The sequence below is a fragment of the Dactylosporangium sp. CA-233914 genome, from assembly GCF_050942935.1.
GTDB lineage: Bacteria > Actinomycetota > Actinomycetes > Mycobacteriales > Micromonosporaceae > Dactylosporangium.
In genome coordinates, this window is record NZ_CP192030.1 from 5,674,930 (window position 1) to 5,700,404 (window position 25,475).

At 74.7% G+C, this 25,475-nt stretch carries 17 protein-coding genes and 1 pseudogene; 14 read left to right on the forward strand and 4 right to left on the reverse strand.

What is annotated here, in order from left to right:
• Window positions 1-18: 18 nt before the first annotated feature.
• Window positions 19-1,461, forward strand: coding sequence for a cellulase family glycosylhydrolase (locus tag ACQPY0_RS25100; protein WP_432993288.1), 1,443 nt, complete (start codon window positions 19-21; stop codon window positions 1,459-1,461).
• 4 nt (window positions 1,462-1,465) lie between these two features.
• Here the strand turns inward: ACQPY0_RS25100 and ACQPY0_RS25105 are convergent, their stop codons facing one another.
• On the reverse strand, window positions 1,466-1,906 hold the full coding sequence (locus ACQPY0_RS25105; RefSeq protein WP_432993290.1) for a hypothetical protein: 441 nt from the start codon (window positions 1,904-1,906) through the stop codon (window positions 1,466-1,468).
• A gap of 634 nt (window positions 1,907-2,540) precedes the next feature.
• Here ACQPY0_RS25105 and ACQPY0_RS25110 point away from each other — a divergent pair.
• The 11 genes from ACQPY0_RS25110 (at window position 2,541) to ACQPY0_RS25160 (ending at window position 18,224) form a co-directional block, all read left to right on the forward strand.
• On the forward strand, window positions 2,541-3,326 hold the full coding sequence (locus ACQPY0_RS25110; protein WP_432993292.1) for a DUF4097 family beta strand repeat-containing protein: 786 nt from the start codon (window positions 2,541-2,543) through the stop codon (window positions 3,324-3,326).
• A gap of 99 nt (window positions 3,327-3,425) precedes the next feature.
• A complete protein-coding gene (locus ACQPY0_RS25115) occupies window positions 3,426-5,357 on the forward strand; it encodes a protein kinase domain-containing protein (protein ID WP_432993294.1) in 1,932 nt (643 codons plus the stop codon).
• Window positions 5,354-6,427 carry a hypothetical protein gene (locus ACQPY0_RS25120; RefSeq protein ID WP_432993296.1) on the forward strand — a complete coding sequence of 358 codons (1,074 nt, stop codon included), beginning with the start codon at window positions 5,354-5,356 and terminating at the stop codon, window positions 6,425-6,427. Before ACQPY0_RS25115 ends, ACQPY0_RS25120 begins: the two co-directional genes overlap by 4 nt.
• Window positions 6,424-7,527 (forward strand): hypothetical protein, encoded by a 1,104-nt coding sequence (locus tag ACQPY0_RS25125; RefSeq protein WP_432993298.1) that lies wholly within the window; start codon window positions 6,424-6,426, stop codon window positions 7,525-7,527. Before ACQPY0_RS25120 ends, ACQPY0_RS25125 begins: the two co-directional genes overlap by 4 nt.
• Window positions 7,528-7,538: 11 nt before the next feature.
• The gene (locus ACQPY0_RS25130; protein WP_432993300.1) at window positions 7,539-9,500 is read left to right on the forward strand and encodes a hypothetical protein; all 1,962 of its coding nucleotides are present in this window, start codon (window positions 7,539-7,541) and stop codon (window positions 9,498-9,500) included.
• Entirely contained in the window at window positions 9,497-11,266 is a 1,770-nt protein-coding gene (locus ACQPY0_RS25135) for an Hsp70 family protein (protein WP_432993302.1), read from the forward strand. Before ACQPY0_RS25130 ends, ACQPY0_RS25135 begins: the two co-directional genes overlap by 4 nt.
• 118 nt (window positions 11,267-11,384) lie before the next feature.
• Complete coding sequence (locus ACQPY0_RS25140; RefSeq protein ID WP_432993304.1) at window positions 11,385-12,491, forward strand: RNA ligase RtcB family protein; 1,107 nt, start codon at window positions 11,385-11,387, stop codon at window positions 12,489-12,491.
• Entirely contained in the window at window positions 12,488-13,105 is a 618-nt protein-coding gene (prfH, locus tag ACQPY0_RS25145) for a peptide chain release factor H (protein ID WP_432993306.1), read from the forward strand. Before ACQPY0_RS25140 ends, prfH begins: the two co-directional genes overlap by 4 nt.
• A 150-nt stretch (window positions 13,106-13,255) precedes the next feature.
• The gene (locus ACQPY0_RS25150; RefSeq protein ID WP_432993308.1) at window positions 13,256-14,203 is read left to right on the forward strand and encodes an ADP-ribosylation family protein; all 948 of its coding nucleotides are present in this window, start codon (window positions 13,256-13,258) and stop codon (window positions 14,201-14,203) included.
• A gap of 83 nt (window positions 14,204-14,286) precedes the next feature.
• Complete coding sequence (locus ACQPY0_RS25155; protein WP_432993310.1) at window positions 14,287-17,106, forward strand: Hsp70 family protein; 2,820 nt, start codon at window positions 14,287-14,289, stop codon at window positions 17,104-17,106.
• Window positions 17,107-17,174: 68 nt separating this feature from the next.
• Complete coding sequence (locus ACQPY0_RS25160; protein WP_432993312.1) at window positions 17,175-18,224, forward strand: LD-carboxypeptidase; 1,050 nt, start codon at window positions 17,175-17,177, stop codon at window positions 18,222-18,224.
• Here the strand turns inward: ACQPY0_RS25160 and ACQPY0_RS25165 are convergent.
• A pseudogene (locus tag ACQPY0_RS25165) lies at window positions 18,215-18,451 on the reverse strand (dihydrofolate reductase family protein); the annotation flags it as partial. The gene ACQPY0_RS25160 and the pseudogene ACQPY0_RS25165 sit on opposite strands and share 10 nt — an antisense overlap.
• Before the next feature lie 92 nt (window positions 18,452-18,543).
• On the opposite strand from ACQPY0_RS25165, the gene ACQPY0_RS25170 reads away from it, so the two are divergent.
• Entirely contained in the window at window positions 18,544-19,827 is a 1,284-nt protein-coding gene (locus ACQPY0_RS25170) for a multidrug effflux MFS transporter (protein WP_432993314.1), read from the forward strand.
• A gap of 54 nt (window positions 19,828-19,881) precedes the next feature.
• Here ACQPY0_RS25170 and ACQPY0_RS25175 read toward each other — a convergent pair whose 3' ends face one another.
• Window positions 19,882-20,886, reverse strand: a complete 1,005-nt coding sequence (locus tag ACQPY0_RS25175; RefSeq protein WP_432993316.1) for an NAD(P)-dependent alcohol dehydrogenase — start codon at window positions 20,884-20,886, stop codon at window positions 19,882-19,884.
• Window positions 20,887-20,967: 81 nt separating this feature from the next.
• Entirely contained in the window at window positions 20,968-22,092 is a 1,125-nt protein-coding gene (locus ACQPY0_RS25180) for a sensor histidine kinase (protein ID WP_432993318.1), read from the reverse strand.
• Window positions 22,093-22,255: 163 nt separating this feature from the next.
• Here ACQPY0_RS25180 and ACQPY0_RS25185 point away from each other — a divergent pair, with 163 nt between their 5' ends.
• Window positions 22,256-25,438 (forward strand): Hsp70 family protein, encoded by a 3,183-nt coding sequence (locus ACQPY0_RS25185; protein ID WP_432993320.1) that lies wholly within the window; start codon window positions 22,256-22,258, stop codon window positions 25,436-25,438.
• The last annotated feature ends 37 nt before the right edge of the window (window positions 25,439-25,475 follow it).

Consider the following 25,475-nt stretch of genomic DNA (forward strand, 5'->3'; position numbering starts at 1 on the left):
AATCGGAGGAACCACGTCATGAGCCTGCTCAAACGCCTGCCGCGCGGCCGCACCCTGGGGGTGGCCGGCACGGTCGGGGCCCTCGTGGCCGGCGGCCTGATCCTTGCCCCGATGGTCAGCGCGTCGGCGTCCGCCGGCTGCCGCGTCACGTACACCACGAACCAGTGGCCAGGCGGCTTCACCGCCAACATCGCGATCACCAATCTCGGCGACCCGGTGAGCGCGTGGACGCTCGGCTGGACGTTCGGCGACGCCGGGCAGAAGGTGGGCCAGGGCTGGTCGGCGACGTACACGCAGAGCGGTACCGCGGTGACCGCGAAGAGCCTCGACTACAACGGCGCGCTGGCCACCGGCGCGTCGACGAACATCGGCTTCAACGGCACGTGGACGTCGGCCAACCCCACCCCGTCGGCGTTCACGCTCAACGGCGTCACCTGCACCGGCTCGGTGAGCACGCCGCCGCCGACCACGCAGTCCCCGACCCCGTCGACGTCGCCCAGCTCCCCGCCGCCGCCCACCGACACCACGCCGCTGGCGATCAACGGGCAGCTGCACGTGTGTGGCGTGAACCTGTGCAACCAGTACAACAAGGCGATCCAGCTGCGGGGCATGAGCACCCACGGCATCCAGTGGTTCGCCTCCTGTGTGAACGGCTCGTCGCTGGACGCGCTGGCCAACGACTGGCAGGCCGACCTGCTGCGCATCGCGATGTACGTGCAGGAGCAGGGCTACGAGACGAACCCGTCGGGCTTCACCGCCCAGGTCAACAACTACGTCGACCTGGCCGAGGCGCGCGGCATGTACGCGATCATCGACTTCCACACCCTCACGCCCGGTGACCCGAACTACAACCTGGACCGGGCCAAGACGTTCTTCGCCGCAGTCGCCCAGCGCAACGCGAACAAGAAGAACGTCATCTACGAGATCGCCAACGAGCCCAACGGCGTGAGCTGGCAGGGCATCAAGAGCTACGCCGAGCAGGTCATCCCGATCATCCGCGCGGCCGACCCGGACGCGGTGGTCATCGTCGGCACCCGCGGCTGGTCCTCGCTGGGCGTGTCGGACGGCTCCAGCGAGACCGAGATCGTGAACAACCCGGTGAACGCGACGAACATCATGTACGCGTTCCACTTCTACGCGGCCTCGCACAGGGACAACTACCGCGCCACCGTGTCGCGTGCCGCGAAGCTGCTGCCGCTGTTCGTCACCGAGTTCGGCACCGTCAGCGCCACCGGCGGCGGCGCGCTCGACCTGGGCAGCACGGGCGCCTGGCTGGACCTGCTCGACCAGAACAAGATCAGCTACGCGAACTGGACGTACTCCGACGCGAACGAGAGCAGCGCGGCGTTCAGGCCCGGCACGTGTGCCGCCGGCTCGTACACCAACCCCTCGTCGCTGAGCGAGTCCGGGACGTACGTGCGCAGCCGGATCCGCACCGCGGACAACTTCCCGACCGGCTGAGTTCCTACGCGGGCTCCAGCGCCGGCTCGACCGGCCGGCGCTGGGGCCGCTCGCGGCGCGAGATGCGCCACCACACCGCGAAACCCCGGACCACGAAGCCCGCGTACACCGCGTAGGTCGCCGCGATCGAGCCGACGAAGATCCAGGAGTCGGCGAGGTGGTACCACCACGGCACCGGGAAACCCGCGCCCACCGCCCGGAACGCGTAGAAGCACGCGACCACGGCGGCGAGCGAGCCCGTGACCAGGGCGGTGCGCTCCAGGCCGCTCGCCCAGCGCGGCCGCACCGCGGGGCCGTCGTCGCGCCGCTGGTTGCCGCGCCGGCGCCACGCCCACACGCTGCGGCGCCGCCCGAACAGGGCCGACGCCAGCCCGAAGGCGTTGCCGACGATCTCGCGGACGGTGATCGACTGGCCGTCGGTGACCTGCCAGCGACTTTTGCCCATTTTATTCATTTCGTACCCTGTGTGAGTGCCGCGCCTCATCGGCGTCGCTGCCGTCCTTGTTCTCCATTCGCTCTTGCTGATCCCCGCCGACCGGGACCGGGGCCGGGTCCTGCGGCTCGCCCAAGACGGTGCGGTAGCGGTCCTGGCCGAGGGGGCTCGACGAGCCCGAGGGGGTCGCGGTGGAGCGCGCCGGCACGGTGTACGTCAGCGACGCACGTCACCGGGTCGCGAAGATCACTCCCATCGGGCAACTGCGGATCTGATGGAACGGGATGGAACGCTGCCTGAGCGGAGTCCGGAAACGCCGCCCGCGACCCGGCACAGCGGCCCGCGTGCAGTTCACCGCATCAGGCCGGCGTCGGGCCCGGACCCGCCGGTGGCCCGGCCGGGCCACCGGCCGGCCCACATGGGCCGGCCGGTCCCGTCCTCGGGCAGCGGCACCGCCACCACGCACCGGTTGGGCCGGCCTGTTCGACGAGGCGCTGCAGCCGTGCGCCGACGGCCGCGAGCACTGCGAAGCGGGACACGACCGGCTATCGAAGACCCGCCCGACTGAGGGAGGCGGCCCGCCCGGCCGCCCGGCGGGTCGTGGGCCTAGGATGGCGCCATAGTGGCGCCAAGGGGGGAAGTGCGGATGCGGACGTTCGCCACGCCGGGGCCGGTCGCGATCACCGTCGTGCTCGACTCCGGGCGGGTGCGGGTCGTCGCGACCGAGCGCAAGGAGTCCACGGTCGCCGTGCTGCCGGCCGGCGGCAGCTCGTCCGCCGCGGCCGCCGCCGAGCAGACCACCGTCGAGCACGCCGCCGGGGCGCTCACGATCAAGGCGCCGCACCGGGCGATCCTGCGGCCCGGCGGCGGCATCGACGTGCAGCTGGAGGTGCCGGTCGGCTCCGGCCTGGAGGTGCACACCGTCCGCGCCGACATCCGCACCGAGGGCGAGCTGGGCGATTGCCGGTTCAGCACCGTCACCGGGCCGATCCAGCTCGAGCACGTCGGCGGCCTGCGGGTGTCCACCTCCGGCTCCGACGTCGTGGCCGGCCTGGTGACCGGGCCGGTCGACGTGCAGGGGGCGACGTCGAGCGTGCGGCTGCAGGAGTGCGCCGCGGACGTCGAGGTGGCGACCTCCAACGGCGGGATCACGATCGTGCGGGCGGCCGGCAGCGTCTCGGCCAAGACCGCCAACGGCTCGATCCGGGTCGCCGAGCTGGTCCGCGGCGAGGCCCGCCTGACCACCGCCCGCGGCTCGGTCGAGATCGGCATCGCGGCGGGGACGGCCGCCCACGTCGATGCCCGCTCGACGCTGGGCCAGGTGCACAATCTGCTGGAGGTCCGTGACGGGCCGGAGGGCTTCGCCGAGCGCGTGAGCGTCCACGCCCGCACCTGGTACGGCACGATCACCATCCAGCGCGCGATGCCCTGACGCGTCCGGGACCTTCCTGACGGGGCCGAGCCGTTCCCGGGCCGGGCGCGGGTGATCCGGCGGTTGCACGGGCCGGTCACCATGGACTCGTGAGCAGCGGTGGTTGACCCGTTACGGCCGGAGGACCCGCGCCGGCTCGGGCCGTACCGCATCCTGGGCCGGCTCGGCGCCGGCGGCATGGGCCAGGTCTTCCTGGGCCGCGACGGCTCGGGGGCGGCCGCCGCCGTCAAGACCCTGCACCTCGCGGCCGGCTACGACGAGGAGCTCGTCGAGCGGTTCCGGCGCGAGGTCGAGCTGGCCGCGAAGATCCGCTCCGAGCACACCGCGCGACTGCTGGACGCCGACCCGGCCGGGCGGCCGCCGTGGCTGGCGACCGAGTACCTGCCCGGCCTCACCCTCGCCGAGGTCGAGCAGGTCGCCGGGGCGCTGCCCGAAGAACTGGTCCGCCGGCTCGGCGCGGCCCTCGCCGACGGGCTGGCCGCGATCCACGCCGCCAAGGTCGTGCACCGCGACCTCAAGCCCAGCAACGTGCTCGTGCTCACCGACCAGACCAAGATCATCGACTTCGGCATCGCCCGGCCCGACGACGCGCCCCGGCTGACCGCGTCGCAGTACTTCCACGGCACCGTCGGCTACATCGCCCCGGAGCGCTTCGCCGGCAAGGCCGGCACCCCGGCCGCCGACGTGTTCGCGCTCGCGGCCGTGCTCGTGCGCGCCGCCACCGGCCGGCTGCCGTTCGAGGGCAAGACCATGGCCGAGTACCTCTACGCCGTGCACTACAGCGCCCCCAACCTCGTCGGCGTCCCCGCCGGCATGACCTGGACCCTGCGCAAGTGCCTGGAGGCCGCCCCCGAGGACCGCCCCACCGCCCGCCAGGTCCGCGAACGCCTCGCCGCCGGGCTTGCCGAGCCGGCCGGTGCGTGGCTGCCCGGCCCCCTGCTGGCCGCGATCGCCGCCCGGGCCCGGGCCGCCGCCGGGCTGCTGCGCGAGGCGGGCGGGCGCCGGCCGTGGCGGGCCGGGCACGCGATGGCCCGCAGCGAGACCGTGGTCGCCGGCGACGCGGTCCTGGTCAGCGCCGACGACGGCGTCCACGCGCTGGAGGCCGGCGACGGCACCGTGCGCTGGCGGCACCCGGTCGCGACCGCGCCCGGCTACCGGCCCGTCGCCGCCGGTGACGTCGTCGTCAGCCCCGCCCGGGCCGCGGTCACCGCGCTCGACCTGCGCACCGGGGGCGTGCGCTGGGAGCTGCCGGTGGCGCCGCACGGCGAGCCGGTCTACGCCCACGGCCTCGTCCACGTGCTCGGACCCGGCAAGCGCAACCTGTTCGCGCTGGACGCCGCCACCGGCGCCGAGGCCTGGCGCAGCGCGGCGGCCACGGTCCGGCCGGTGCCGGTCCCGGGCGGGGTCGCCGTCGTGCAGGGCCGCACGATCCGTGAGCGGCGCCCCGACGGCACCGGCGGCTGGGGCCACGGCGAGCTGGCCGCCCCGGCGAGCGTGCTGTCGGCGGCCGGGGACCTGGTGCTGGTCCGCACCGGCGAGGAGTTGCTCGGCCTCGGCGCCACCGACGGGGCGACCCGGTTCCGCCGGGCCGGGCTGCCGCCGCGCGTGGCGCCGGCCGCGACCGCCGAGATCGTCGTACAGCCGGCGGTGGGGGAGCTGCTCGGGCTCGACCCGGCCGACGGGGCGCTGCGCTGGCGGCTGCCCGGCGACGGGGTGCCGCACGCGGTCCCCGGCGCCGTCTTCGTCGCCGAGCCCGGCGGGCTGACCGCGCTGGGCAGCGACGGCGAGCTCCACTGGCGGGTGCCCGGGGTCGCCGTGTGGCCGGGCGTGCACGCGACCAGGACACTGGTCTACGTGGTCGACGCCGGCATCCTGCACGCGTACTCGCGCCACGACGGCGCCACCCGCTGGTCCGCGCCCGACATCGTCGTCACCCGCGCGCCGGTTCTCGGCGACGGCGTGCTCTACCTCGACAACGGATACACCTTGTTCGCCATCAACGCCGACGACGGGGAGCGACTGCCCATATGACAGTGCCCATCGAGTTCGATCCCGACCGGCGCTTCACGGACCTCTTCGAGCTGCGGTGGGGCCGGGTCACGCCGACCGGCGAGCGGGTGCTGCGCCGCACCGCCCGCACCGCCGAGGCCCAGCGGCTCGTGCACGCCGAGGTCAACGCCGGACGGCTGCTGGGCGACCTGGCCGGCACGGCGTACCCCGCGCAGCTGTGCCGGGTCGTCGAGCACGACCTGACCGGGCCGGACCCGCACGTCACCAGCACCTACCGGGGCGTGCCGGTGGCCGGGCAGCCCGGCGCGCCGCTGCCCGAGACGCTCCTGCGCATCTTCGCCGACCTGCTCATCGCGATCCAGACCCTGGCCAAGGCCGGGCTCACCCACGGCGCCATCCAGCCCGAGTTCGTGCTCTGGGACGGCACCCACGCGCAGCTGGTCAACCTCGGCGAGGCGGTCGCGGTCGGCGAGCCGGCCCGGGCCGCCGCCGAGCCCGCGTGGCAGCCGCCGCCGGGCCCCGACGGGCTGCGGCTGGCGACCGAGGCCAATGACGTGTACCAGGCCGGCATGGTCATCTTCTGCATCGCCCTGCAGCGCGGCCCGGACACCGCCGCGGCGGTGCGCGCCGAGCTGGCCCTCGGCGGCGGCTCGGCGCTCTCGGCCCTGCTGGAGGGCGTCTTCGCCGACGACCCGCAGCAGCGCCCCGACGCCCACCAGCTGCTGCGCCGCGTCGAGGACGCCCGCTACGAGGAGGTGTGGCAGAGCAGCGACCCCTCGGACGCGACGACCGCGACGGTGCTGATCCCGCAGCAGTTCAGCCCCCTGGTCAAGGCGAGGGCGGCGGTGCCGCTCAGCCCGGCCCGCGACGAGTTCCGGCGGCTGGTGGCGGCCAAGCGGCAATACCGCGCCGAGCGCGCCGTCCCGCAGCAGCAGGCCTGGCGCTACCTGCGGCAGCTGCTCGACGTGCTGTGGTACAGCCGCGACGACCTGCAGAGCAAGGTCATCCTCGGCGCCGGCGCGGTCGTGGTCGCCGGCGTGCCGCTGCTGCTGGTCATTCTCGTCGTGACGAGCCTGGGAGGAGCGAAATGAGCCTGCCGAGCCCGAGCCGGCTGCTGGGCCGGGTGCTGTGCCCGATCTGCCTGCAGTGGATCCACTGGAAGAAGGCGCAGCGGGTCGAGGTCGACGTGGAGACCCAGCAGCACCGCCCGTTCCGCCCCCGCGGCGCCGACGAGACCAGGGAGGCCTTCGCCGAGCGGCGCCTGGGCGCGCAGCGCTCCTGCACGCTCATGCGCGACGGCATGGCGACCACGCATTACCTGCCGGACCGCTACGGCGACTACGGCGACCCGATCGTCATCGGCCTCGTCGGGCACCGCGCCGCCGGCAAGACGCTGCTGCTGGCCGCGATGGTCGAGGCGCTGCGCAACAACCTGGAGCTGGCCGACCTCGGGCTGCGCGTCGAGCGGCTCGACGAGGCGATCGAGCACAACTACATGACCCGGTTCGTGGAGCCGTTCTGCCACCGGCGCGAGCAGCTGCCGCTGACGCAGATCAGCCCGATCGCGTTCAGCTATGTCGCCAAGGTCTACAGCGCGCACGCCCGCCGCGACTTCGCGGTGGCGTTCTTCGACGTCGCCGGCGAGCAACTGCGCCGCCGCCGCTCCGGCGACCGGTTCCTCGACACGTCGTTCCTCTCGGCGGTCAACGCCCTCCTCTTCGTCGTCGACCCCGAGAAGGCGCTGCCCGCCGCGCTGGGGGAGCCCGCGACCGTCTACGGCGACCCGGCGTTCAACGCGGTCATGGACCGGCTCGTCGAGGTCCGCGGCGAGTCCGGCACCCAGTTCCTGCCGATCCCGGCGGCGATGGTGCTCGCCAAGTCCGACCTGCTCGCCCCGCGCCGGCCGGAGGTGGCGCGCTGGCTCAACCGCGACGACAACACGCGCCTGGCCACCGTCGCCGAGGAGAGCGAGGAGGTGTACGAGTTCCTCGCCACCAACGGCGCCGAGCGCTTCCTGCCGCCGGTCAACCGGGTCAGCGACGTGAGCCTGCACTACGCCTCCGCGGCCGGCGTCGCGCCGGTGGACGGGCACTTCCCGGCCGAGGGCTTCGGCCCGCGGCGGGTCCTGCGCCCGCTGCTGTCCCTGTTCGCCATGACCGGCGTGCTCGACCGGTCGCTGCTGGGCAACTGAAGGGTGGGGACATGACCCGGGCGACCACTCGCATCGATCAGATCGTCTTCCGCTGGCGGGCCCGGTCGGCGACCGGCGGCCACGACGGCGTCGGCCCCGACGCCACCTCGCTGCCGGAGTCCGCGGTGGCGTGGTGGGACGAGCGGCTGGCGCTGCGCATCACCCGCGCGCCGGGCCGCAACGAGCGGGCGTCGCTTTCCTACCTGCGTGTGGACGGCAACGGGGTGATCCTGCACAAGGTCCCGGCCCGCGACGACAAGGGCCGGCCCGGCGCCGCCGTCGCGCACGCCATCATCGGCCCGGCGGAGCTGGTCAGCGTGCCGCTCGCGCTCGGGCTTGAGCACTGGCCCGGCTGGGCCGGGCGCAGCGGCCCGGAGGCGTACCCGCCGGGGCGGTTGCCCGCCGTGGCCTACGCCGAGCTGCGCGAGCACGCCGACGCGGTCAACGCCCGCGGCGTCGCCGACCCCGGCCCGGCCTTCGACGAGCTGCTCAGCCGGGTGCTGGCCAACCCGGCCGCCCCGCTGACGGTGGTGCTGCCCGACGCGCCCGCCACCGCGCTGGTGCGCGGCCTGCTCGACGTGCTCGGCGACGCGCGCGAGCTGACCTTCGCCGCCAACGAGGACGACGACACCGACCCGGACCTGCCCCGGCTGGTGTTCCTCGACGCCGTCAGCGGCGGCAGCGGCTACGCGGCGACCCGCGAGCGGCTCTACGCCGGCCAGCCCGGCAACCGGGTCGAGGGCTTCGCCCAGCAGCTGGCCGACATGTGGCGCAAGGGCGGCGCGGCCGAGGTCGCCCCGCTGCGCGGCGGGCGCAGCCTCGCCGGGGCCGCGGACGTTCGGCAGTGGCAGAGCGACGTGGTCGTCGGCGGCCGCATCCTGGGCACGACCCTGCTGCAGGCGGTCACCTCCGGGCAGGCCGCGCCCGAGCACCTGGAGCTGCTGACCACCGAGGCCGGGGTGCGCCAGATCGAGGCGGAGGCGGCCAAGCTCAACGACGGCGACCTTGCCACGGCGTACCAGTCGTGGCAGGGCGGCACGCCGCTGGCCACCCGGTTCCCGGGCGCGGCCCAGGTCGTCACCCGGCTGGTGGTACAGCGGGCGATGCGCAGCGGTGCGAGCAAGACCCTCCGCGAGACGCTGCGCCGCTCCGCGTTCGACCCGGGGCTCGTCGACACCCACCTGCGCAACTGGGCCGCGCACGGGCGCAACGCGGGCGCCGCCCCGGCCGCGATCGTCGAGCTGGTCCAGCTGGCCGCCTCGTTCGGGGTGCCACCGGCGCTGCAGTCGCCCGGCATCCGCGCGCTGACGGACCGCATCACGCTCGCCGACCTCATCGAACTGGCCAACCGGCACACCGGCTCCGACCCGCAGATGACCGAGCTGCTGCTGAGCGCCGCCGAGGCCCGCCGGTTCGACCCCGGGGTGCTCGACCTGGCCCAGACGGCGCTGGAGCGCACCGATTTCCTCATCTACTGCATCCCGTACCTGCCCGGCGACCCGCAGGTGGCCCAGGACCGCTGGTACCGGCTGCTGCTGGCCGTGTTCGGGCCGGAACTGGCCACCGACGACGGGCGCGTGCTCCACGACGTGCTGAAGTTCCTGGCCCGGGAGGACGCCCCCGAGGTGCCGCCGGCGCTGGCCTTCGCCCTGCGCCGGTTCCCGCCGACGATCGTGGGCAAGGCCCGGGTCGACCAGCTCGCCGCCCGGGACTTCTACCTGGCCGCCGGGCTCGGCGACATCTGGCCGGAGCGCGCCGAGCTGCTGCTGGCCGAGCGCCGTAGCCGGCTGCGCGAGCGCGAGCGCCCCGTCTCGGCGGGCACGGTCACCCGGTCGGTGGCCGCGCCGCCGCCGGGGCGGGGCCGGGTGTCGCCGGTCCCGCCGCGGCTGCTGCTCGTGCTGGCCGGGGTCGCGCTCGTGATCGTGGCCGTCGCCGCGGTCGTCATCTTCAGCCTGCAGGGGGGAACGCAGTGAGCGAACACCGGCTGAGCATCGACTACGGGACCACGAACACGGTCGCGTACCTGCAGCGCCCCGGCGAGGCGCCGTTCGCGCTGCAGTTCGACGGCCACCCGCTGCTGCCCTCCGCCGTCTGGGCCGACGAGCAGCGCCGCCTGGTCACCGGCAACGCCGCCGTCCGCTCGGCCCGCCTCGACCCCGGCCGCTACGAGCCCAACCCGAAGCGGCGCATCGGCGAGCGGCGCGTGCTGCTCGGCGGCGACGAGTTCGACGTCGCCCAGCTCATCGGGGCGACCCTGCAGCAGGTGTACGCCGAGGCGGTCCGCCAGGCCGGCACCGAGCGCCTCCGGGTCGTGCTCACCCACCCGGCCGCCTGGTCCGCCGACCGGCAGGCCGTGCTGCGCGCCGCCGCCGGCCATGCCGGGCTGCCCGAGCCGTCCCTGGTCAGCGAGCCCGAGGCAGCCGCCGCGCAGCTCATCGCCTCCGGCGCGGCGGTCGCCGACGGTGACCCGCTCGTCGTCTACGACCTCGGCGCCGGCACCTGCGACGTGACCGCGGTCCTGCGCACCGGCAGTGGTTCCGGGCAGGCGTTCCAGCAGCTGGCCAAGGCCGGCCTGGACGACGTCGGCGGCCTCGACCTCGACGAGGTGGTGCTCAAGCGGGTCGGCCGCTCGGTCGGCGACCGTTACCCGGACGAGTGGGCCCGGCTCACCGAGCCCGAGGGCATGGACCGCTGGTCGGCCCGGCTGCTGTGGGACGACTGCCGCGGCGCGAAGGAGCGGCTGAGCACCGAGCGGGTCGCCCGCGTCCAGGTGCCGCTCGTCGACGAGGACGTGTCGGTGACCCGCGGCGACTTCGAGCGCGACGCCCGCGCGCTGCTGCAGCGCACCGTGCAGATGACCGACCACGTCCTGCGCCGGGCCAGGATCGGCCGCGACGAGCGCGCCGAGCTGTTCCTGGTCGGCGGCGCGACCCGCTCGCCGCTGGTCGGGACGCTGCTGGGGCAGGCGACGGGGCGCTCGCCGCGACGGGTCGAGCACCCGGAGCTGGTCGTGGCCGAGGGCGCGCTGCAGCACCTCGCGATGGCCGCCAACGAGCCCCCGCCCCGCGCCCGCACGGTGCCCATGCCCGCGGCGCCGGTCTCCACCCCGGGCACCCCGAGCACCCTGCGCGAACCCGTCGTCACCGCGCCACCGGCCGCGCCGCCGACCCGCCAGGAGTCCGTCACGGTCAAGATGCCGGCGACGGTCTTCGCACCGCCGCCACCCCCACCGCCGGCCTACGGGCGGCCGCAGGACAAGCGCAAGCTCATCTCCAACCCGTACCGCCACCACAGCGGCGCCACCTTCCGCTACGGCGGCGTCTTCGCGCTCGGGCTGATCCTGGGCCTGTTCGACGGCTGGCTGCTGAGCGCACTGAGCTGGCTGCTGATCCTCGGCGGCGGTGCGGGCCTGGCCTGGAAGCTGTTCCAGTGGGCCCTGTGCGTCCGCGACACCCGCCCGACGACGATCGACGCGAACGGCATCACGGTCACCCTCGACGGCCACGACACGACGTTCCCGTGGTCGCTGATGGCGACGGTGTACATCCGGCCCCACCGCGCGAGCCGCTGGCTGGTCTGCACCCCGGCCAGCAACACCGCGCTGGGCAGCGACCACGGCACGGCGCGCTTCTGGTCCCGCCCCTACAGCGTGTTCTTCCTGACCAGCATCAGCGGCTTCGGCGACCAGCTGGTGAGGGAGTCGCTGGAGCAGCACGCGGGCGAGCGCTACCAGCACTGAGGAAAATCGGTTGCCCCGCGCGGGCGGCGCTGCGAACCTGGACGGCATGACGTACTGACGGACCACCCCAGGCCATCGCCCTCATCCGTCGTACCGTCCTGCGAAGGAAGCCCTCCTTTTGTCTGCCAGCGTTTCCGTTTTCGCGTCCCCGAACAGCTGGATCGAGTCCGGCGCCGTCGACCAGTGCCACCAGGTCGCCGCTCTCGACGGGATGCTGCACGTCGCCGGGATGCCGGACCTGCACCCCGGCAAGGGCGCGCCGATCGGTGCCGCCATGCGCTCCACGGTGCTGTATCCGTTCCTCGTCGGCTCCGACATCGGCTGCGGCATCGCCGTGTTCCCGATCGCCCTCAAGCGGCCGGCGCCCGAGAAGCTCGTCGCCCGCTTCCCCGACCTCGACGTCCCGCTCGAGCCCGACCCCGACGACCCCGCCTGGGCGTTCGCCGCCGGGCCGGACGGCACCGTCCCGGCCGGGCACACCGAGGGCCTCGGCACCGTCGGGCGCGGCAACCACTTCGTCGAGCTGGCCCGAGTCCAGTCCATTGTGGATTCCCCGCACGCTCTTCGGCTCGGCCTCGACACCGGCGCTCACGTACTGATCGTCCACAGTGGATCGCGGGGGCTCGGGGAGCGGATCCTGCGCGCTCACACCGAGGTCCACGGAGCCGGCCCCGCCGAGGACCCGGCCGCGTACCTCGCCGCCCATGACGACGCCGTGCGCTGGGGCTCGCTCAACCGGCGCCTGCTCGCCGCCCGGGCCGCGCTCGCCCTCGGCGCTGATCCGGCCGAGCCGATCATCGACCAGTGTCACAACCTGGTCGAGGTGCGCGACGGGGCGTACCTGCACCGCAAGGGCGCCGCGCCCGGCGACGGCCGGGACGTGCTCATCGCCGGCACGCGCGGCACCCCGTCCTACGTGGTCGCCGCGCACGCCGGGGCGCAGGCCGGGCACTCGGTCGCACACGGAGCCGGGCGCAAGATGTCCCGCGCCGACGCGCTGCGCCGGGGCCGGGCCAAGCACACCGTCGAGGAGCTGCGCCGCACACCGGTCGGGTCCTACGTCGTCTGCGGCGACCGGCAGCTGCTGTTCGAGGAGGCGCCGACCGCGTACAAGCGCATCGAGCAGGTGATCGCCGACCTGGTCGCGCACGACCTCGCCACGCCGGTCGCGGTCACCGTCCCGGTCGTCACCTACAAGACCGCCGACCGCGGGCGCCGGCGATGACGGTGTATCTCATGCTGTCGGCCGGTCGCGGCCCGCTGGAGTGCGCGTGGGCCGTGGCCGAGCTGACCCGGCGCCTCACGGCCGACGCGGGCCGGCGCGGGGTGGCCGTACACCGCGAGGAAAGCGTGCCGGGGGACCGCCCGGGCACGCTGCGCTCGGTCGTGCTGCGCCTGGACGGTCCCGGCGGCTCGGCCGCGGACGACTTCGCCGCGGGCTGGACCGGGACGCTGTGCTGGCAGGCGCCCAGCCCGTATCGTTCGGGGACGAGCCGTAAGAACTGGTACGTGATCGCCCGGCCCTGCACCCTGCGGGCCTCGCGCACGAGCTTCGAGGAGTCCGATGTGGACATCGTGCCGTGCCGCACCGGCGGCCCGGGCGGTCAGCGGCGCAACAAGGTCAGCACCGCGGTCCGCGCCACCCACCGCCCGAGCGGCCTGGTCGTCGTGGTCGACACCGAGCGCCACCTGGCCCTGAACCGCCGCCTGGCCCTGCAGCAGCTGCGCGACCGCCTGGAGCGCGACGCCCGGGCCGCGGCCGACGCCCTGACGACCGCCCGCTGGCACATCCACGACGAGCTGATCCGCGGCAACCCGGTCCGCACCGAACGCCCCTGACCGCAACCGGCCGGGGCGCGCGTGGCGACGGTCCACGCCAGCAGGTAGCACCGCGGCCACGCTGAGTGAGGTGGACCAGACCGTGGCGGGGCTCTGCAGCAGGCCATGGGGCGCGTCCGGGTCCGAGGCCGTCTGCTATCAAGGATTCCCATGAGGAGTCCCCGCACGCCCGAGGGCAAGGACCCGGCCGAGTCGCTCGCGACGGCGATGGAGCGCTTCGGGCCGGTCGAGGCGCGTTTCCGGCAGGTGTACCACATGAGGCTGCCCCGCCACCTGGCGGTCTTCGCCGCCTTCTGGGACGCCCTGCCGGCCGCGGCCGCCGCGTGCCTGACCGAGCGCCTGGGCCTGTATCCGTGGGGCATCACGACCCTGTTCGCCGACGGCGGCCTGGACCGCACCCCGCGCGACGGCCTCGACGAGCGCCTGGACTGCCGCTTCCGCCGCGACCCCGCCGAGTTCGTCACCGTCATGGGCGGCGACACCGACGGGCTGCACTTCGGCCTGTGGTACGACGACCCGGCGGAGCTGCCGTCCTTCGTGGCGTACAACTACGCGCGCGACTCCGCCGAGACGTGGACGGCCCAGGCCGCCACCGTGCTGCAGCAGATCCGGATCCGGCTGGACGACGCCCGCGCCGACGCGCAGGCCGACGGCCCGGAGCACTACGCGGGGATGCCGCCGTTCGAGCCGCTGGCGGCGGCCCTCGACGCGTTCGCCGGGGCGGACGCGGCGGCGCTGGCGGCTGACGGGCCGCGGCGCTGGGCCGGTGCGCCGCGGATCCGGGCCGCCATCACCATCGGGCCCGCCCTGCCCGCCGAGGCCGGCTCGGCCCGGTCCGCTCTGGACACCTACCGCGATCCCGCCGCGGCCGCCGAGGTCATCGCCGCGGCCCGGGCGGAGCTGGCGGCCGGGCGAGCGGCGGCCGCGCTGCTCGCCGGCGGGGAGCTGCACTGGCTGGACGACGACCGGTACCGGGCCGAAGCCACCGAGTTGCTGACGGGCGCGTATCGGGCGCTGGGCCGCGACGCGCTGGCCGACATCATCGCGGTGCACCACGCGCATCGCGACCTGCGCAGCGTCGACGTGCTCGTGCCGTAGCGGCCCGAAATCCTGGTGACGTATTGGTGAACATCGAGGTCTAGGCGTGCGGAACGGTTGCGCCGCCGACCTACTGTGGCGGCGTGACCGGGAACCGGTTGGGAATCGACTTCGGCACATCGAACACCGCGGCGATTCTGCGGCGTGCCGACGGTACGAGTAAGGCACTGCTCTTCGACGGCTCCGAGTTGCTGCCGTCCGCCGTCTGCCGTGGCGGTGACGGCACGCTGCTCGTCGGGCGGGATGCGATCCGGGCCGCCCGCGCCGAGCCCGGGGCCTTCGAACCCTGTCCGAAACGGTGCATCGACGACGGGACCGTGGTGCTCGGGGGGCACGAGGTCGCCGTCACCGAGCTCATCGGGGCCGTGCTCCGGCGCGTCCACGACGAGGCCGTCCGCGCCGCCGGGGAAGCGCTTTCCGCGGTCACCATCGCCTGTCCCGCCGGGTGGGGGGCCGAGCGGCGGCGGGTGCTGCTCGATGCCGCGCGCGCCGCCGGGATTCGGCATCCCGCGCTCGTGGCCGAGCCCGTCGCCGCCGCCTACGGGTACGGAAAACTCCGTCAGGACGACACCGCCCTCGTCTTCGACCTCGGGGCCGGGACGTTCGACGCCTCCGTGGTGCGGCGGAGCGAGGACGGGTATGACGTCCGGGCCGAGGCCGGGCTTGACGACGCGGGTGGGCTCGAGGTCGACGCGGCGATCGTCGCGTACCTCGGGGCCGTCTACTCCGGCCGCGACCCCGCGACGTGGCGGCGGCTCACCGATCCCCGCACCGCCGAGGACCGGCGCGCGCACCGGCAGCTGTGGGACGACGCGCGTGCGGCGAAGGAGGCGCTCTCGCGCAGCGCCGCCACCGATGTGCACGTGCCGCTCTTCGACGAGGACGCGCCGCTGGGGCGCGAGCAGCTCGACCAGCTCGCGGCGCCGATCGTCGACCGGACCGTGCACCAGGCCCGGGCCGTGCTGCGCCAGGCCAAGGTGCCGGCCGAGCGGCTCGGCACGGTGCTGCTCGTCGGTGGCGGGACCCGCCTGCCGCTGATCTCGACCGTGCTGCACCGGCGGCTCGGCATCACCCCGACCACTGTGGAGCGTCCCGAGCTCGTCGTCGCCGAGGGAGCCGCGCTCGTCCCCAGGGTCGAAGCGGCCGGGCCGGTGAAGGTGACAGCGGCACCGCCACCGCCCAGGAAACGCCGGACCTGGCCCAAGGTGCTGGTCGCGCTCGTCGTGGCCGCCGCCGCGTTCGTGTACGCCGACACGCGCTGGTTCGGCGGGGCCGTCTTCGGGATCGGGGACTGCCTCGACGTGAACCTGGTCACCTCCGACGAGAAGGCGGGCGTGCTGCGGCAGCTCTCGGATCGCTACCGCCACTCCGGCCGCGAGGTCAACGGCCGCTGCGTCGACATGCACGTCATCGTGGCGAGCTCCCGCGCCACCGCCGACACGCTCGCCGCGGGCCGCCTGCTCGCCGAGAACACGCGGCCCGACGTGTGGTCGCCGTCGTCCAGCGTGTGGACCGAGCGGCTGCGCGCGGCCCGGCCCGGGGCGCTCGCGGCCGAGCTGCCGTCGGTGACGCGCACGCCGGTGGTGATCGGCATGCCGCGGCCGATGGCCGAGGCGCTCGGCTGGCCGCAGGCGAAGATCGGCTGGTCGGACCTGGCCGCGCTCGCCGCCGACCCGCGCGGGTGGGGCGCCCGCGGACACCCCGAGTGGGGGCCGTTCACGCTGGGCAAGACCAATCCCAACACGTCGACGACCGGGCTGCTCTCCTTCGCCTCCACCGCCACGGCGCTGGGATTCCCGGGCCCGGCCGCGGCCGAGCGGGTCCACAGCCTCGAGCTCGCCGCGGTGCACTACGGCAGCAGCTCGTCGACCTTCACGAAGAACCTGTACCAGGCCGACCGGGACGGCCGCGGGCTCGACTACGTGAGCGCGATCGCCCTGGAGGAGCAGGTCATCTTCCAGTACAACCGCGGGAACCTGCTCGACGGCGGCCGGCAGTCCCCGCCGAGAACCCCGCTGGTGGCGATCTACCCGGCCGACGGGACCATCTCGTCCGACGATCCCTATGCCGTACTGCGTGAGCCCTGGGTCGGCGCCGACAAGACCGCCGCCGCCGAGGATTTCCTCAAGTACGTCCACGAGCCCGCCCAGGCGCAGCTGTTCCTCGACGCCGGGTTCCGCGACTTCGAGGACCGGGCCGGCGAGCCGCTGCGGGCCGACGCCAACCTCAAGGCCGAGCCCGCGTACACCACGATCCCGCCGCCGGACAGCAGGACCGTCGACGCACTGCTGGCGCTGTGGGGGCAGGTCCGCAAGCCGGCGAGCGTGCTCATCGTCGTCGACGAATCCGGCTCGATGTCCCAGGGTGCCGGCGACAGCGGGAAGAGTCGGCTGCAGCTGGCGAAGGAGGCCGCCGGGCCCGCCGTCGACAGCCTCGCCGCCACCGACGAGATCGGGCTGTGGGCGTTCAGCGGGCCGCAGACCCGCAGCGCCGACCCGTGGCGGGAGGTCATGCCGTTGAGCCCGGTGGGGACGTCGGCGACCAAGTACAAGGACTCGGTCGGGGTGCTGCGGGCGCACGGGGGGACGGCGCTGTACACCACGATCCGCGCGGCCGTGAACCGCATGCGCGACGCGCAGACCGACCGGCGCATCTACGCGGTCGTCGTGCTCAGCGACGGCGCGAACGAGTATCCGGCCGACGACGACCTCGGCCGGCTCGTCACCGAGCTGGACCGCGGCAGCCTCGAACGGCCCGTGCGGGTCTTCACGATCGCGTACGGCAGCGACGCCGACGCCGCGGCCCTCGACCGCATCGCCGGCGCGGCGCGGGGCGGCAGCTACGACGCGAAGAACGCCGTCGACATCCAGAACGTGTTCAACGACGTACTCTCAAACTTCTGAGGCCTGCCGCAACGACGAATTCGGTCAGGCCGCCCACGCCGTACGCCCGGCGTGCTGTGATCTGACCCATGGCGGCTGATCTGGTGCACCCACGCAAGGCCCGGCCCGGCGACCGTATCGCGGTCGTCGCGCCGTCGTTCGTCGCGCCCGGCGCGTTCCCGGCCGTGCACGAGCAGGCACTGCGCCGCCTGAGCGAGGTGACCGGCCTGGTCCCGGTGGAGTATCCGAGCACCCGGCGCCTCGGCGCGTCCGCGCGGGCGCGGGCCGAGGACCTCAACACGGCGTTCGCCGACCCTGCCGTCCGCGCGATCCTCGCGGTGGTGGGCGGCGAGGACCAGATCACGGTCGTACCCCACCTCGACCCCGCCCTCGCCCGCCTCGACCCCAAACCGTTCCTCGGTACCAGCGACAACACCAACCTGCACCAGTGGCTGTGGACCAACGGGATCGCGAGCTTCTACGGCGGCTCGACCCAGGTCCATCTCGGCCCCGGTCCGGCCGTCGACGACATCCACGCCCGCTCGCTGCGCGCGGCCCTGCTGACCGGCGAGCGGCTGGAGATCACCGACCCCGGCGAGTCCGAGGACGTCGGCGTCGACTGGGCGGATCCGCGGGCGCTGACGCAGTACGGCGAACGGGAGCCGACGCAGCCGTGGAGCTGGCACGGCCCGGCCCGCTCGGTCACCGGCCGCACCTGGGGCGGCTGCCTGGAGGTCCTGGAGTGGGTGCTGACCGCGGGCCGGTTCCCGTTCCCGCCCGAGGTCCTGCAGGGCGGCATCCTGCTCCTCGAGACCTCCGAGGAGCTCCTGCCGGCCCGCAACGTGGCCTGGATCGTCCGTGCCCTGGGCGAGCGGGGCCTGCTCGCCGCGGTCGACGCGGTCCTGGTGGCCCGTCCGCCGGTCAGCGACCGCACCCGCCGCCCACCGGCGCCTGAGCGGGCGCGGCTGCGCGACGAGCAGCGCGACCGCGTGGTCGAGCAGGTCCAGCGATACAACCCGGAGGCGGTCATCTGCGTCGGCGTCCCGTTCGGCCACACCCGCCCGCAGTGGATCCTGCCGCACGGCGGCCGCATGACCGTCGACGCCACCGCGCGGCGCATCCACGCCGACTACCGCTGAGGGCGTACCTTGAACCTCAGGTGCAGCACCCCTTCGCCCTGGACGACCACATGGGGATCCTCCAGGAAATGCTGCCCTTCGAGGCTGCCGAAGTAGCGTCTGCCCGACCCGAACACCACCGGCACCACGTCCATCGCCACCTCGTCCACGAGGCCGGCGGCGAGGATCTGGCCGCCCACGTCGCCGGCGTTCACAGCGACGGTCCGCTCCCCGGCGAGCTGCCGGGCCGGTGGGCCACGGGCCGGACCCGGGTTCCCGCCCGGCGTGATCGACGTTACCTCGGGGAAGAAACCGCGCCGCGGCCGGCTTGTCACCGGTCGTGGCCGAGACTGTGACACTGACCCCGCCCGATCCCGATCTTCGCACGCCCGGACAGCTGCTGCCCGCCGGCCGGCGGCTGCGGCTCGTGCTGCTGCTCGGCTTCCTGACCGCGCTCGGGCCGCTCACCATCGACATGTACCTCCCGGCGCTGCCCACGATCACCAGCGACCTGCGCGCCTCGGCGGCGGCGGTGCAGCTCACGCTCACCGGGACCCTCGCCGGGCTCGCGCTCGGGCAGCTGGTGGCCGGGCCGCTGTCGGATGCGCTCGGGCGGCGGCTGCCGCTGCTGGCCGGGATCGGCGTGCACGTGGTCGCCTCCGCACTGTGCGTGTTCGCGCCCGACCTCGCCGTGCTCGGGGTCCTGCGGGTGCTGCAGGGGCTCGGGGCCGCGGCGGCCTCGGTCGTGGCGATGGCCGTCGTGCGCGACCTGTTCTCCGGGCTGGCCGCGGCGCGGCTGTTCTCGCGGCTGATGCTCGTCGTCGGGGTGGCGCCGATCCTCGCGCCGACCGTCGGCGGGTTCGTGCTGCGGCTCACGCAGTGGCGCGGGGTGTTCGTCGTGCTGTTCGCGGCCGGGCTGGCGATCATGGCGGTGACCGCGTTCGGGCTGCCCGAGACCCTGCCGCGGCAGCGGCGGCGCGCGGGCGGGCTGGCCGGGACCGTCCGGGACTACGGGCGCCTGTTCACCGACCGGGTGTACGTCGGGCTGATCCTCGTCGCCGGGCTCGGCATGGCGGCGCTGATCGCCTACGTCAGCGGGTCGAGCTTCGTCTTCCAGGACCAGTACGGCATGAGCCAGCAGGGCTTCGCGTTCGTCTTCGCCGGCGGGGCGGTCGGGCTCATCGCGGCCACGCAGCTCAACGTGCGGCTGCTGCGTCGCTGGCCGCCGCAGCGCATCCTCGCCGGCGCCCTGGTCGCCGGGGTCGTCTCCGGCGGGGTCCTGCTGCTGCTCGCCGCGACCGGCGTGGGTGGCCTGGCCGGTGTGCTGGTCCCGCTGTGGATCGTGCTGGCCATGGTCGGGCTGGCCATGCCGAACGCTCCGGCGCTGGCGCTGAACCGGCACGGCGAGGCGGCCGGGACGGCGGCGGCGCTGCTCGGGGCCGTGCAGTTCGGGGCCGGTGCGGTCGCGGCGCCGCTCGTCGGGGTCCTCGGCGTCGGCGCGGTCGCCATGGCGATCGTCGTGCTCGGCGGGATGTCGGCGGCGGCGCTGGTGTTTTGGCTGGTGGTGCGGCCCCGGCGGCTCGCGGTGGAGCCCCTCGAGGCGGCGGTCGCGGTCGCGCACTGAGCCTGCCGGCGGACCTCGGCGCGGGGAAGACCCCGGCGCCGAGGTCCGGGCGGTTCAGACGGTGATGACGACCTTCGCGCGGGCGTGCTCGATCTCCAGGTACCGCACCGCCTCCGCCGCCCGCTCCAGCGGAAACGTGCGGTCCACCGCCGGGGCGATCTCGCCGGACTCGAGGTACTCCCGCAGCGTCGCCAGGCTCGCCGCGCTCGGCGGCACGTTGTTGAGCGGCACGATGCGCCGGTTGCCGAGCTTGCTGGACAGGGTCGCGCGGATGACGAGGGCCATGGGGCCGAAGAGCGTCGGGCGCCCGCCGCGGGACACGCCACCGCCGGCCAGCACGAGCCGGCCCTCGGGCGTCAGGGCGCGCTGGCACGCGGCGAGGGAGCGGTTGCCGACGAGGTCGAAGACGACGTCGTAGCGGCGGCCGAGGCGGGTGAAGTCCTCCCGCGTGTAGTCGATGACGTGGTCGGCGCCGAGCTCCGTGACCAGGCCCAGGTTGCGGGTGCTGCAGACGCCGGTGACGGTCGCGCCGAAGACCTTGGCCAGCTGTACCGCGAACGTGCCCACACCCCCGGAGGCGCCGTTGACGAGCACGTGCTGGCCCGGCTCGACGCGGGCGGCGTCGCGCAGCGCGGCGAGGGCCGTGGTGCCCGCCAGCGGTACCGCGGCCGCCTGCTCGAACGTCAGCCCCGCGGGCTTGCGCTCCAGGTAGCCCAGCGGTACCCGGACCAGCTCGGCGAACGCGCCGTCGTCCTCGCGCAGGTCGCCGTACACCTCGTCGCCCGGCACGAACTTCGTCACCCCCGGCCCGACGGCCTCGACGACGCCTGCGAAGTCGCTGCCGCGCACCGTGCGCCGCGGGCCGCTGGGGCCGAAGTTCGAGGGCATCATGAGCCGGGCCAGCATCGGGTCGCCGCGCATGATGTGCCAGTCGCGGGCGTTGACCGCCGCGGCCCGCACCCGGACCAGGACCTCGCCGTCGCCGGGGGCGGGCGGGTCGATGTCACGCAGCCGCAGCTGCTCCGCGGAGCCGTAGCGCTCCTGAACGATCGCCTTCATGCCATCGATGCTCGGCTCACCGCGGCGCGTCTTCATCGGAACATGGGCCGCGCTTGTCCCGTACTTTCGGCGGCCGCAGGGTCAGACCCGGGGCAGAACGGCCGTGACCGTCCAGCCGCCGACCGGGCCGGGGCCGGCCTCGCAGGTGCCGCCGACCAGCCCCGCCCGCTCCACCATGCCGACCAGGCCGAAGCCGCCGGAGCCGGCCCCGCGCGCCGGGGCGGTCTCGCCGTCGTCGGTGACCAGCAGCCGTACCTCGGCCGGGTCCGCGACGATGCTGACCACGATCCGGGTCGCGTTGCGGGCGTGCCGGCGGGCGTTGGTCACCGACTCCTGGGCGAGCCGGAACAGCGCCGTGCCGATCGATGCCGGCAGGTCCTCGACGTCGCCGCTGATCCGCACGTCGACCTCGGGGCCGACCCGGTGCCGGCCGGCCAGGCCCCGCAGGTCGGCCAGGCCCGGCGTCGGGGCCAGTTCGGCGGGCTCGTCGGTGCGCAGGACGCGTACGATACCGCGCATCTCCGCCAGGGCCCGGGACGCCTCGGCCTCGATGATCCGCAGGGCGTCGGTGGCCGCATCCGGGTTGACCGGTGCGGTCGCCAGGCCCGCCTGGGCGCGGATGATCATCGCGGAGACGTGGTGGGCAACGGTGTCGTGCAGGTCGCGGGCGAGCCGCTCGCGCTCCAGGAGCTTGACCTGGTCCAGCTCGCGATGGCGGGCCCGGGCCCCGTAGCGCACCGCCGCCCCCAGCGCCGTGACCGCGAACAGCACCCCGAGGCCGCCGATCGTGCCGCTCCACCCGGCATACCCCATGAGCAGGTCGAACAGCAGCTTGGCGACGATGATCGCGGAGCCGATGACCGCCTGGCGGCCCGAGCCCCAGCGGGTCAGGGCGTAGCCGAGGAAGAGCACGAACACGAACGAGTTGAGGCCGAGGTCGCGCCCGGTCGCCAGCGGCGCGAGGCCGCACGCCCCGAACGCGACCGCCACCGCGAGCAGCGGCCGGGTGCGCCGGATCAGCAGCGTCGGCACGACGAGGAGGGCGACGACCCCGGCATACCAGCGGAAGGGCAGGCCGGGCCGCCCGAGCACCTCGGCCACGGCCGCGAGCGAGAACGCGACGGCGAGCACCCAGTCACGCCACACCCGGACGGGGGCGCCGGAGGGGCCCGGCTCATCCCAGAAGGAGCGCAGTCGAGCGAGCATCCCCACCATGGTATTGGCAGGCCGGCGGCGGCGGATCCGACCAAAGTACGACCCGGTGGTTTGTCCCGGTTCCGGTACCGGAGCCCGATTGCCGGGCAGGGCACGTATGGGTCCTCACCGTTCTGTGGCCTTTAGCCCGCTTTTGTCGTATTAACTGGTACGCGTGGGGGGATACCACCTGGGGATCGACTTCGGCACCGCGAGCACCGCCGCGGTGCTGGCCCGGCCGGACGGCCGGCGTGAGCTGCTGCTGTTCGAGCCGTCGGCGGTGTGCCTGGACAACGCCCCCCACTTCGTCGCGGGCCTCGCGGCGGTCGAGGCGGGCGGGGCGAACCCTGACCGCTTCGAGCCGTACCCGCGCCGCAGCCTCGACCAGGGCGCGGTCGTCCTCGGCGGCGTCGAGTGCCCGGTCCGCAGCCTCTTCGCCGCCGTGCTCACCCACGTCGCCGCCGTCGCCCGCCGCGTGGTCGGCGGTCCGGTCGCGAGCGTCGCCCTGACCCACCCGGCCCACTGGCACCGCCCGCAGACGCAGCTGCTGGACAAGGCCGCCGCCCTGGTCGGCCTGCGCCCGGCCCGCCTGGTGCCGGAGCCGGCCGCCGCCGCGCTGCACGCCGACGAGCTGGGCCTGCTGACGCTGCCGGACGGAGCCGCCGCGGTCGTGCTGGACCTCGGCGCCGGCTCGGCGGACGCGGCGATCGTCCAGCGCACCGGCCGGGTGGTCAGCGTGCTGTCCTGCGCCACCGTCCCCGAGGCCGGCGGCCTGGCCCTGGACGCCGCGATCCTGACCCACCTCGGCTCGACCTTCGCCCGCCGCAAGGTGTGGCGCTGGAAGCCGGACCGCGCGCTGCTGGACGGCGCGCGCGAGGGCCGCGAGGAGCTGACGGCCGCGAAGGCCGCCACGATCCCCGTGCCGTGGTCCGCGTCCGGCATGGCCCTGACCCGCACCGAGTTCGAGACCCTGGCCCGCCCGGCGCTGGAACGCGTCATGCAGGCGCTGGCCGCGCTGGTCGCCGACGCCGCGGTGCCACAGCTGGCGGGCGTCCTGCTCACGGGCGGGCTCGCCCACACGCCGCTGGCCACCGAGATGCTGGTCGAGACGCTCGGGATTTCGCCGGTACCGCTGCCGGGCCCGGTCGTCGCCGAGGGCGCGCTGCTGGCCGATCCCTCACCGGTGCCGCGCCGGCCGCGCCCGCCGGTCGAGCCCGCACCGCCCGCCGCCGCTCGTGTGGACCCGAACGAACTGTGGGCCGCCCTGCAGGCGTCCGATGCCCGCCGCCCGGCTGCGCCGCCGGACTCGTGGGCGGCCCTGAAGCGCGAGGCGCCCGCCGCGCCCCGATCCTCGCGCCGTGTCCTGTACGACGCCCACGCGGCGGCGGCCGGCTCGGCCGACACGGCCGCCTGGGCCGCCACCGGCCCCGCCGCCTCGGCGCGGGGCGGGTCCGCCGGGCCGGCGGGCGGGACGCCGGCGGGTCCGGTTCCGGGTCCGGGCGCGGCGCCGGTCCCGGGCGGCGGGTTGTCGACGCGGTTCGCCGCGCCCGCGCCGGCCGTCGCCGCCGAGCCGGTGGTGCGGTCCGGGCCGCTGGAGCCGTGGGAGATCCGGGCCGAGCTGTGGGCGCTGGAGCAGGACAGGCCGTGGCGGTTCGAGAAGGAGATCAGGGCCATCCGGTCGGAGTGCCGGGCGGCCGAGATCCAGTACCGCACGATCAAGGCCGACCTCGTCTCCGTCGCGAACGAGCTGACGGCGCTGCACAGCGAGATGGACCTGGCCGAGACCGACCTGACGGCCGCGAGCCTCGGCCTGCGGGCGGCCGGCAACGAGCTGGACGTGTTCGAGGCCGAGCTCGACCTGATGGTGACGAAGTTCCGCACCCTGCGCGTGGCGGAGGCCCGCCCGGCCCTGAACCGCGTCCCCGAGGTCATCGAGGCCGAACCAGAGCCCGAACCCGGCCCAACCGAAACCGCCAAACCCAAGGCGGTCGAGGCATCCGAGGCGTTCGCGGTGTCCGGGGAGGTGTCGGGGGCGGGGCCGGTCGGGGAGCGTGAGCCGGTTGAGGCGTCCGGGGCGTTCGCGGTGTCCGGGGAGGTGTTGGGGGCCGGGCGGGTCGGGGAGCGTGAATCGGTCGAGGCATCCGAGGCGTTCGCGGTGTCCGGGGAGGTGTTGGGGGCGGGGCCGGTCGGGGAGCGTGAGCCGGTCGAGGTGTCCGGGGCGTTCGCGGTGTCCGGGGAGGTGCTGGAGCCTGAGCCCGTCGAGGAGCCCGAGGCGGTCACGGAGGCCGAGAAGGAGCTGGAGCCTGCGCCGGTCAAGCAGCGCGAGGCGGCCGCGGATGCCGAGGAGGAGTCGGCGTCCGGGCCGGTCGAAGGGCTGGATTCGTTCGATGAGGCTGAGCCCGTCGGGGAGCCCTTAGTTATCGAGGAGCCTGAGGCGGTCGAAGAGCCCAGGGCGGTCGAGGAGCCGCGCTTCTTCCAGGATCCCGAGGCGGTCGAGCCCGGGCCTCAGGTCGAGGCCGAGGCTGTCGGACAGGCAGCACCGGAGGCGGAGTCTGTTGCCGAGGAGGCCGGGTTCGTGCCGTGGGCGTCCGTCTTCGGTCGTGAGGCTGTCGAGGAGTCCGACCTGCTTGCCAGGCTTCGCGCCGTCAGTGCGCCGGGATCGGAGTCAGGGCCCGATCTCGAGCCGGTTGCGGTGTCGGTCGCGGAAGCTGGGGAGGCTCCCGTTGTCGAGGCGCGGCCTAAGACCGCCACGCGGGTCGAGCCGGAGGCGGACGTGGAGGACTTCGGGGCGGTGGTGCGGGTCGTGCGGCGGTACATGCAGTCGTCGCGTCGTGGCCCGCTCGCCGGGCGTGAACCCTTCGACCCCGACGCCGAGGGGGGCGATCCGCAGCAGGCCGAGCCGCCGCTGTCGGACGTCGCGGTCTCGCCGGCTCCGCGGTTCCCGGCCCCGAAGCTCAGCCTCGCCGACCGTTCCGGACAGCAGGCTCGCGCCCGCGCGTTCCGCTGGCGGCGCGACCGGAACGGGCCGCGGCCGCAGGCCCCGCGTTCGACGCACCGGCGGCGGCGGTTGAGCCCGCCGGTGAACGCGGCGCTCACGCTGTTCGTGGCGCTGGTCGCGCTCGGCTCCGGTACCGTCGTCGCCCTGAAACTGACCGGCTCGCTGCCCGAGCGGGACTTTCAGGTGGGGCAGTGCGTCGCCCAGACCGCCGACCGTGCGACCGTCGTCGACTGCGACGCCCGCGGCGCGTTCGAGATCACCAAGCAGATCCCGAAGGCGGAGCGCTGCCCGGACGTCAACCAGCCGTTCGTCGTTCGGGGCGAGGCCCAGTACTGCCTGGTCCCGGTCCGCCACCGCTGAGCGCCGCCGCGCCGAACCGATTCGACCGACGCGGGAT

What these genes read in the sequence shown, in the direction of transcription:
- ACQPY0_RS25105 (WP_432993290.1), bottom strand. Translation starts at nt 1,906, where the DNA reads ATGGGCAAAAGTCGCTGGCAGGTCACCGACGGCCAGTCGATCACCGTC.
- prfH (WP_432993306.1), top strand. Translation starts at nt 12,488, where the DNA reads ATGACGGTGTATCTCATGCTGTCGGCCGGTCGCGGCCCGCTGGAGTGC.
- ACQPY0_RS25160 (WP_432993312.1), top strand. Translation starts at nt 17,175, where the DNA reads ATGGCGGCTGATCTGGTGCACCCACGCAAGGCCCGGCCCGGCGACCGT.
- ACQPY0_RS25110 (WP_432993292.1), top strand. Translation starts at nt 2,541, where the DNA reads ATGCGGACGTTCGCCACGCCGGGGCCGGTCGCGATCACCGTCGTGCTC.
- ACQPY0_RS25180 (WP_432993318.1), bottom strand. Translation starts at nt 22,092, where the DNA reads ATGCTCGCTCGACTGCGCTCCTTCTGGGATGAGCCGGGCCCCTCCGGC.
- ACQPY0_RS25120 (WP_432993296.1), top strand. Translation starts at nt 5,354, where the DNA reads ATGACAGTGCCCATCGAGTTCGATCCCGACCGGCGCTTCACGGACCTC.
- ACQPY0_RS25100 (WP_432993288.1), top strand. Translation starts at nt 19, where the DNA reads ATGAGCCTGCTCAAACGCCTGCCGCGCGGCCGCACCCTGGGGGTGGCC.
- ACQPY0_RS25130 (WP_432993300.1), top strand. Translation starts at nt 7,539, where the DNA reads ATGACCCGGGCGACCACTCGCATCGATCAGATCGTCTTCCGCTGGCGG.
- ACQPY0_RS25175 (WP_432993316.1), bottom strand. Translation starts at nt 20,886, where the DNA reads ATGAAGGCGATCGTTCAGGAGCGCTACGGCTCCGCGGAGCAGCTGCGG.
- ACQPY0_RS25125 (WP_432993298.1), top strand. Translation starts at nt 6,424, where the DNA reads ATGAGCCTGCCGAGCCCGAGCCGGCTGCTGGGCCGGGTGCTGTGCCCG.
- ACQPY0_RS25150 (WP_432993308.1), top strand. Translation starts at nt 13,256, where the DNA reads ATGAGGAGTCCCCGCACGCCCGAGGGCAAGGACCCGGCCGAGTCGCTC.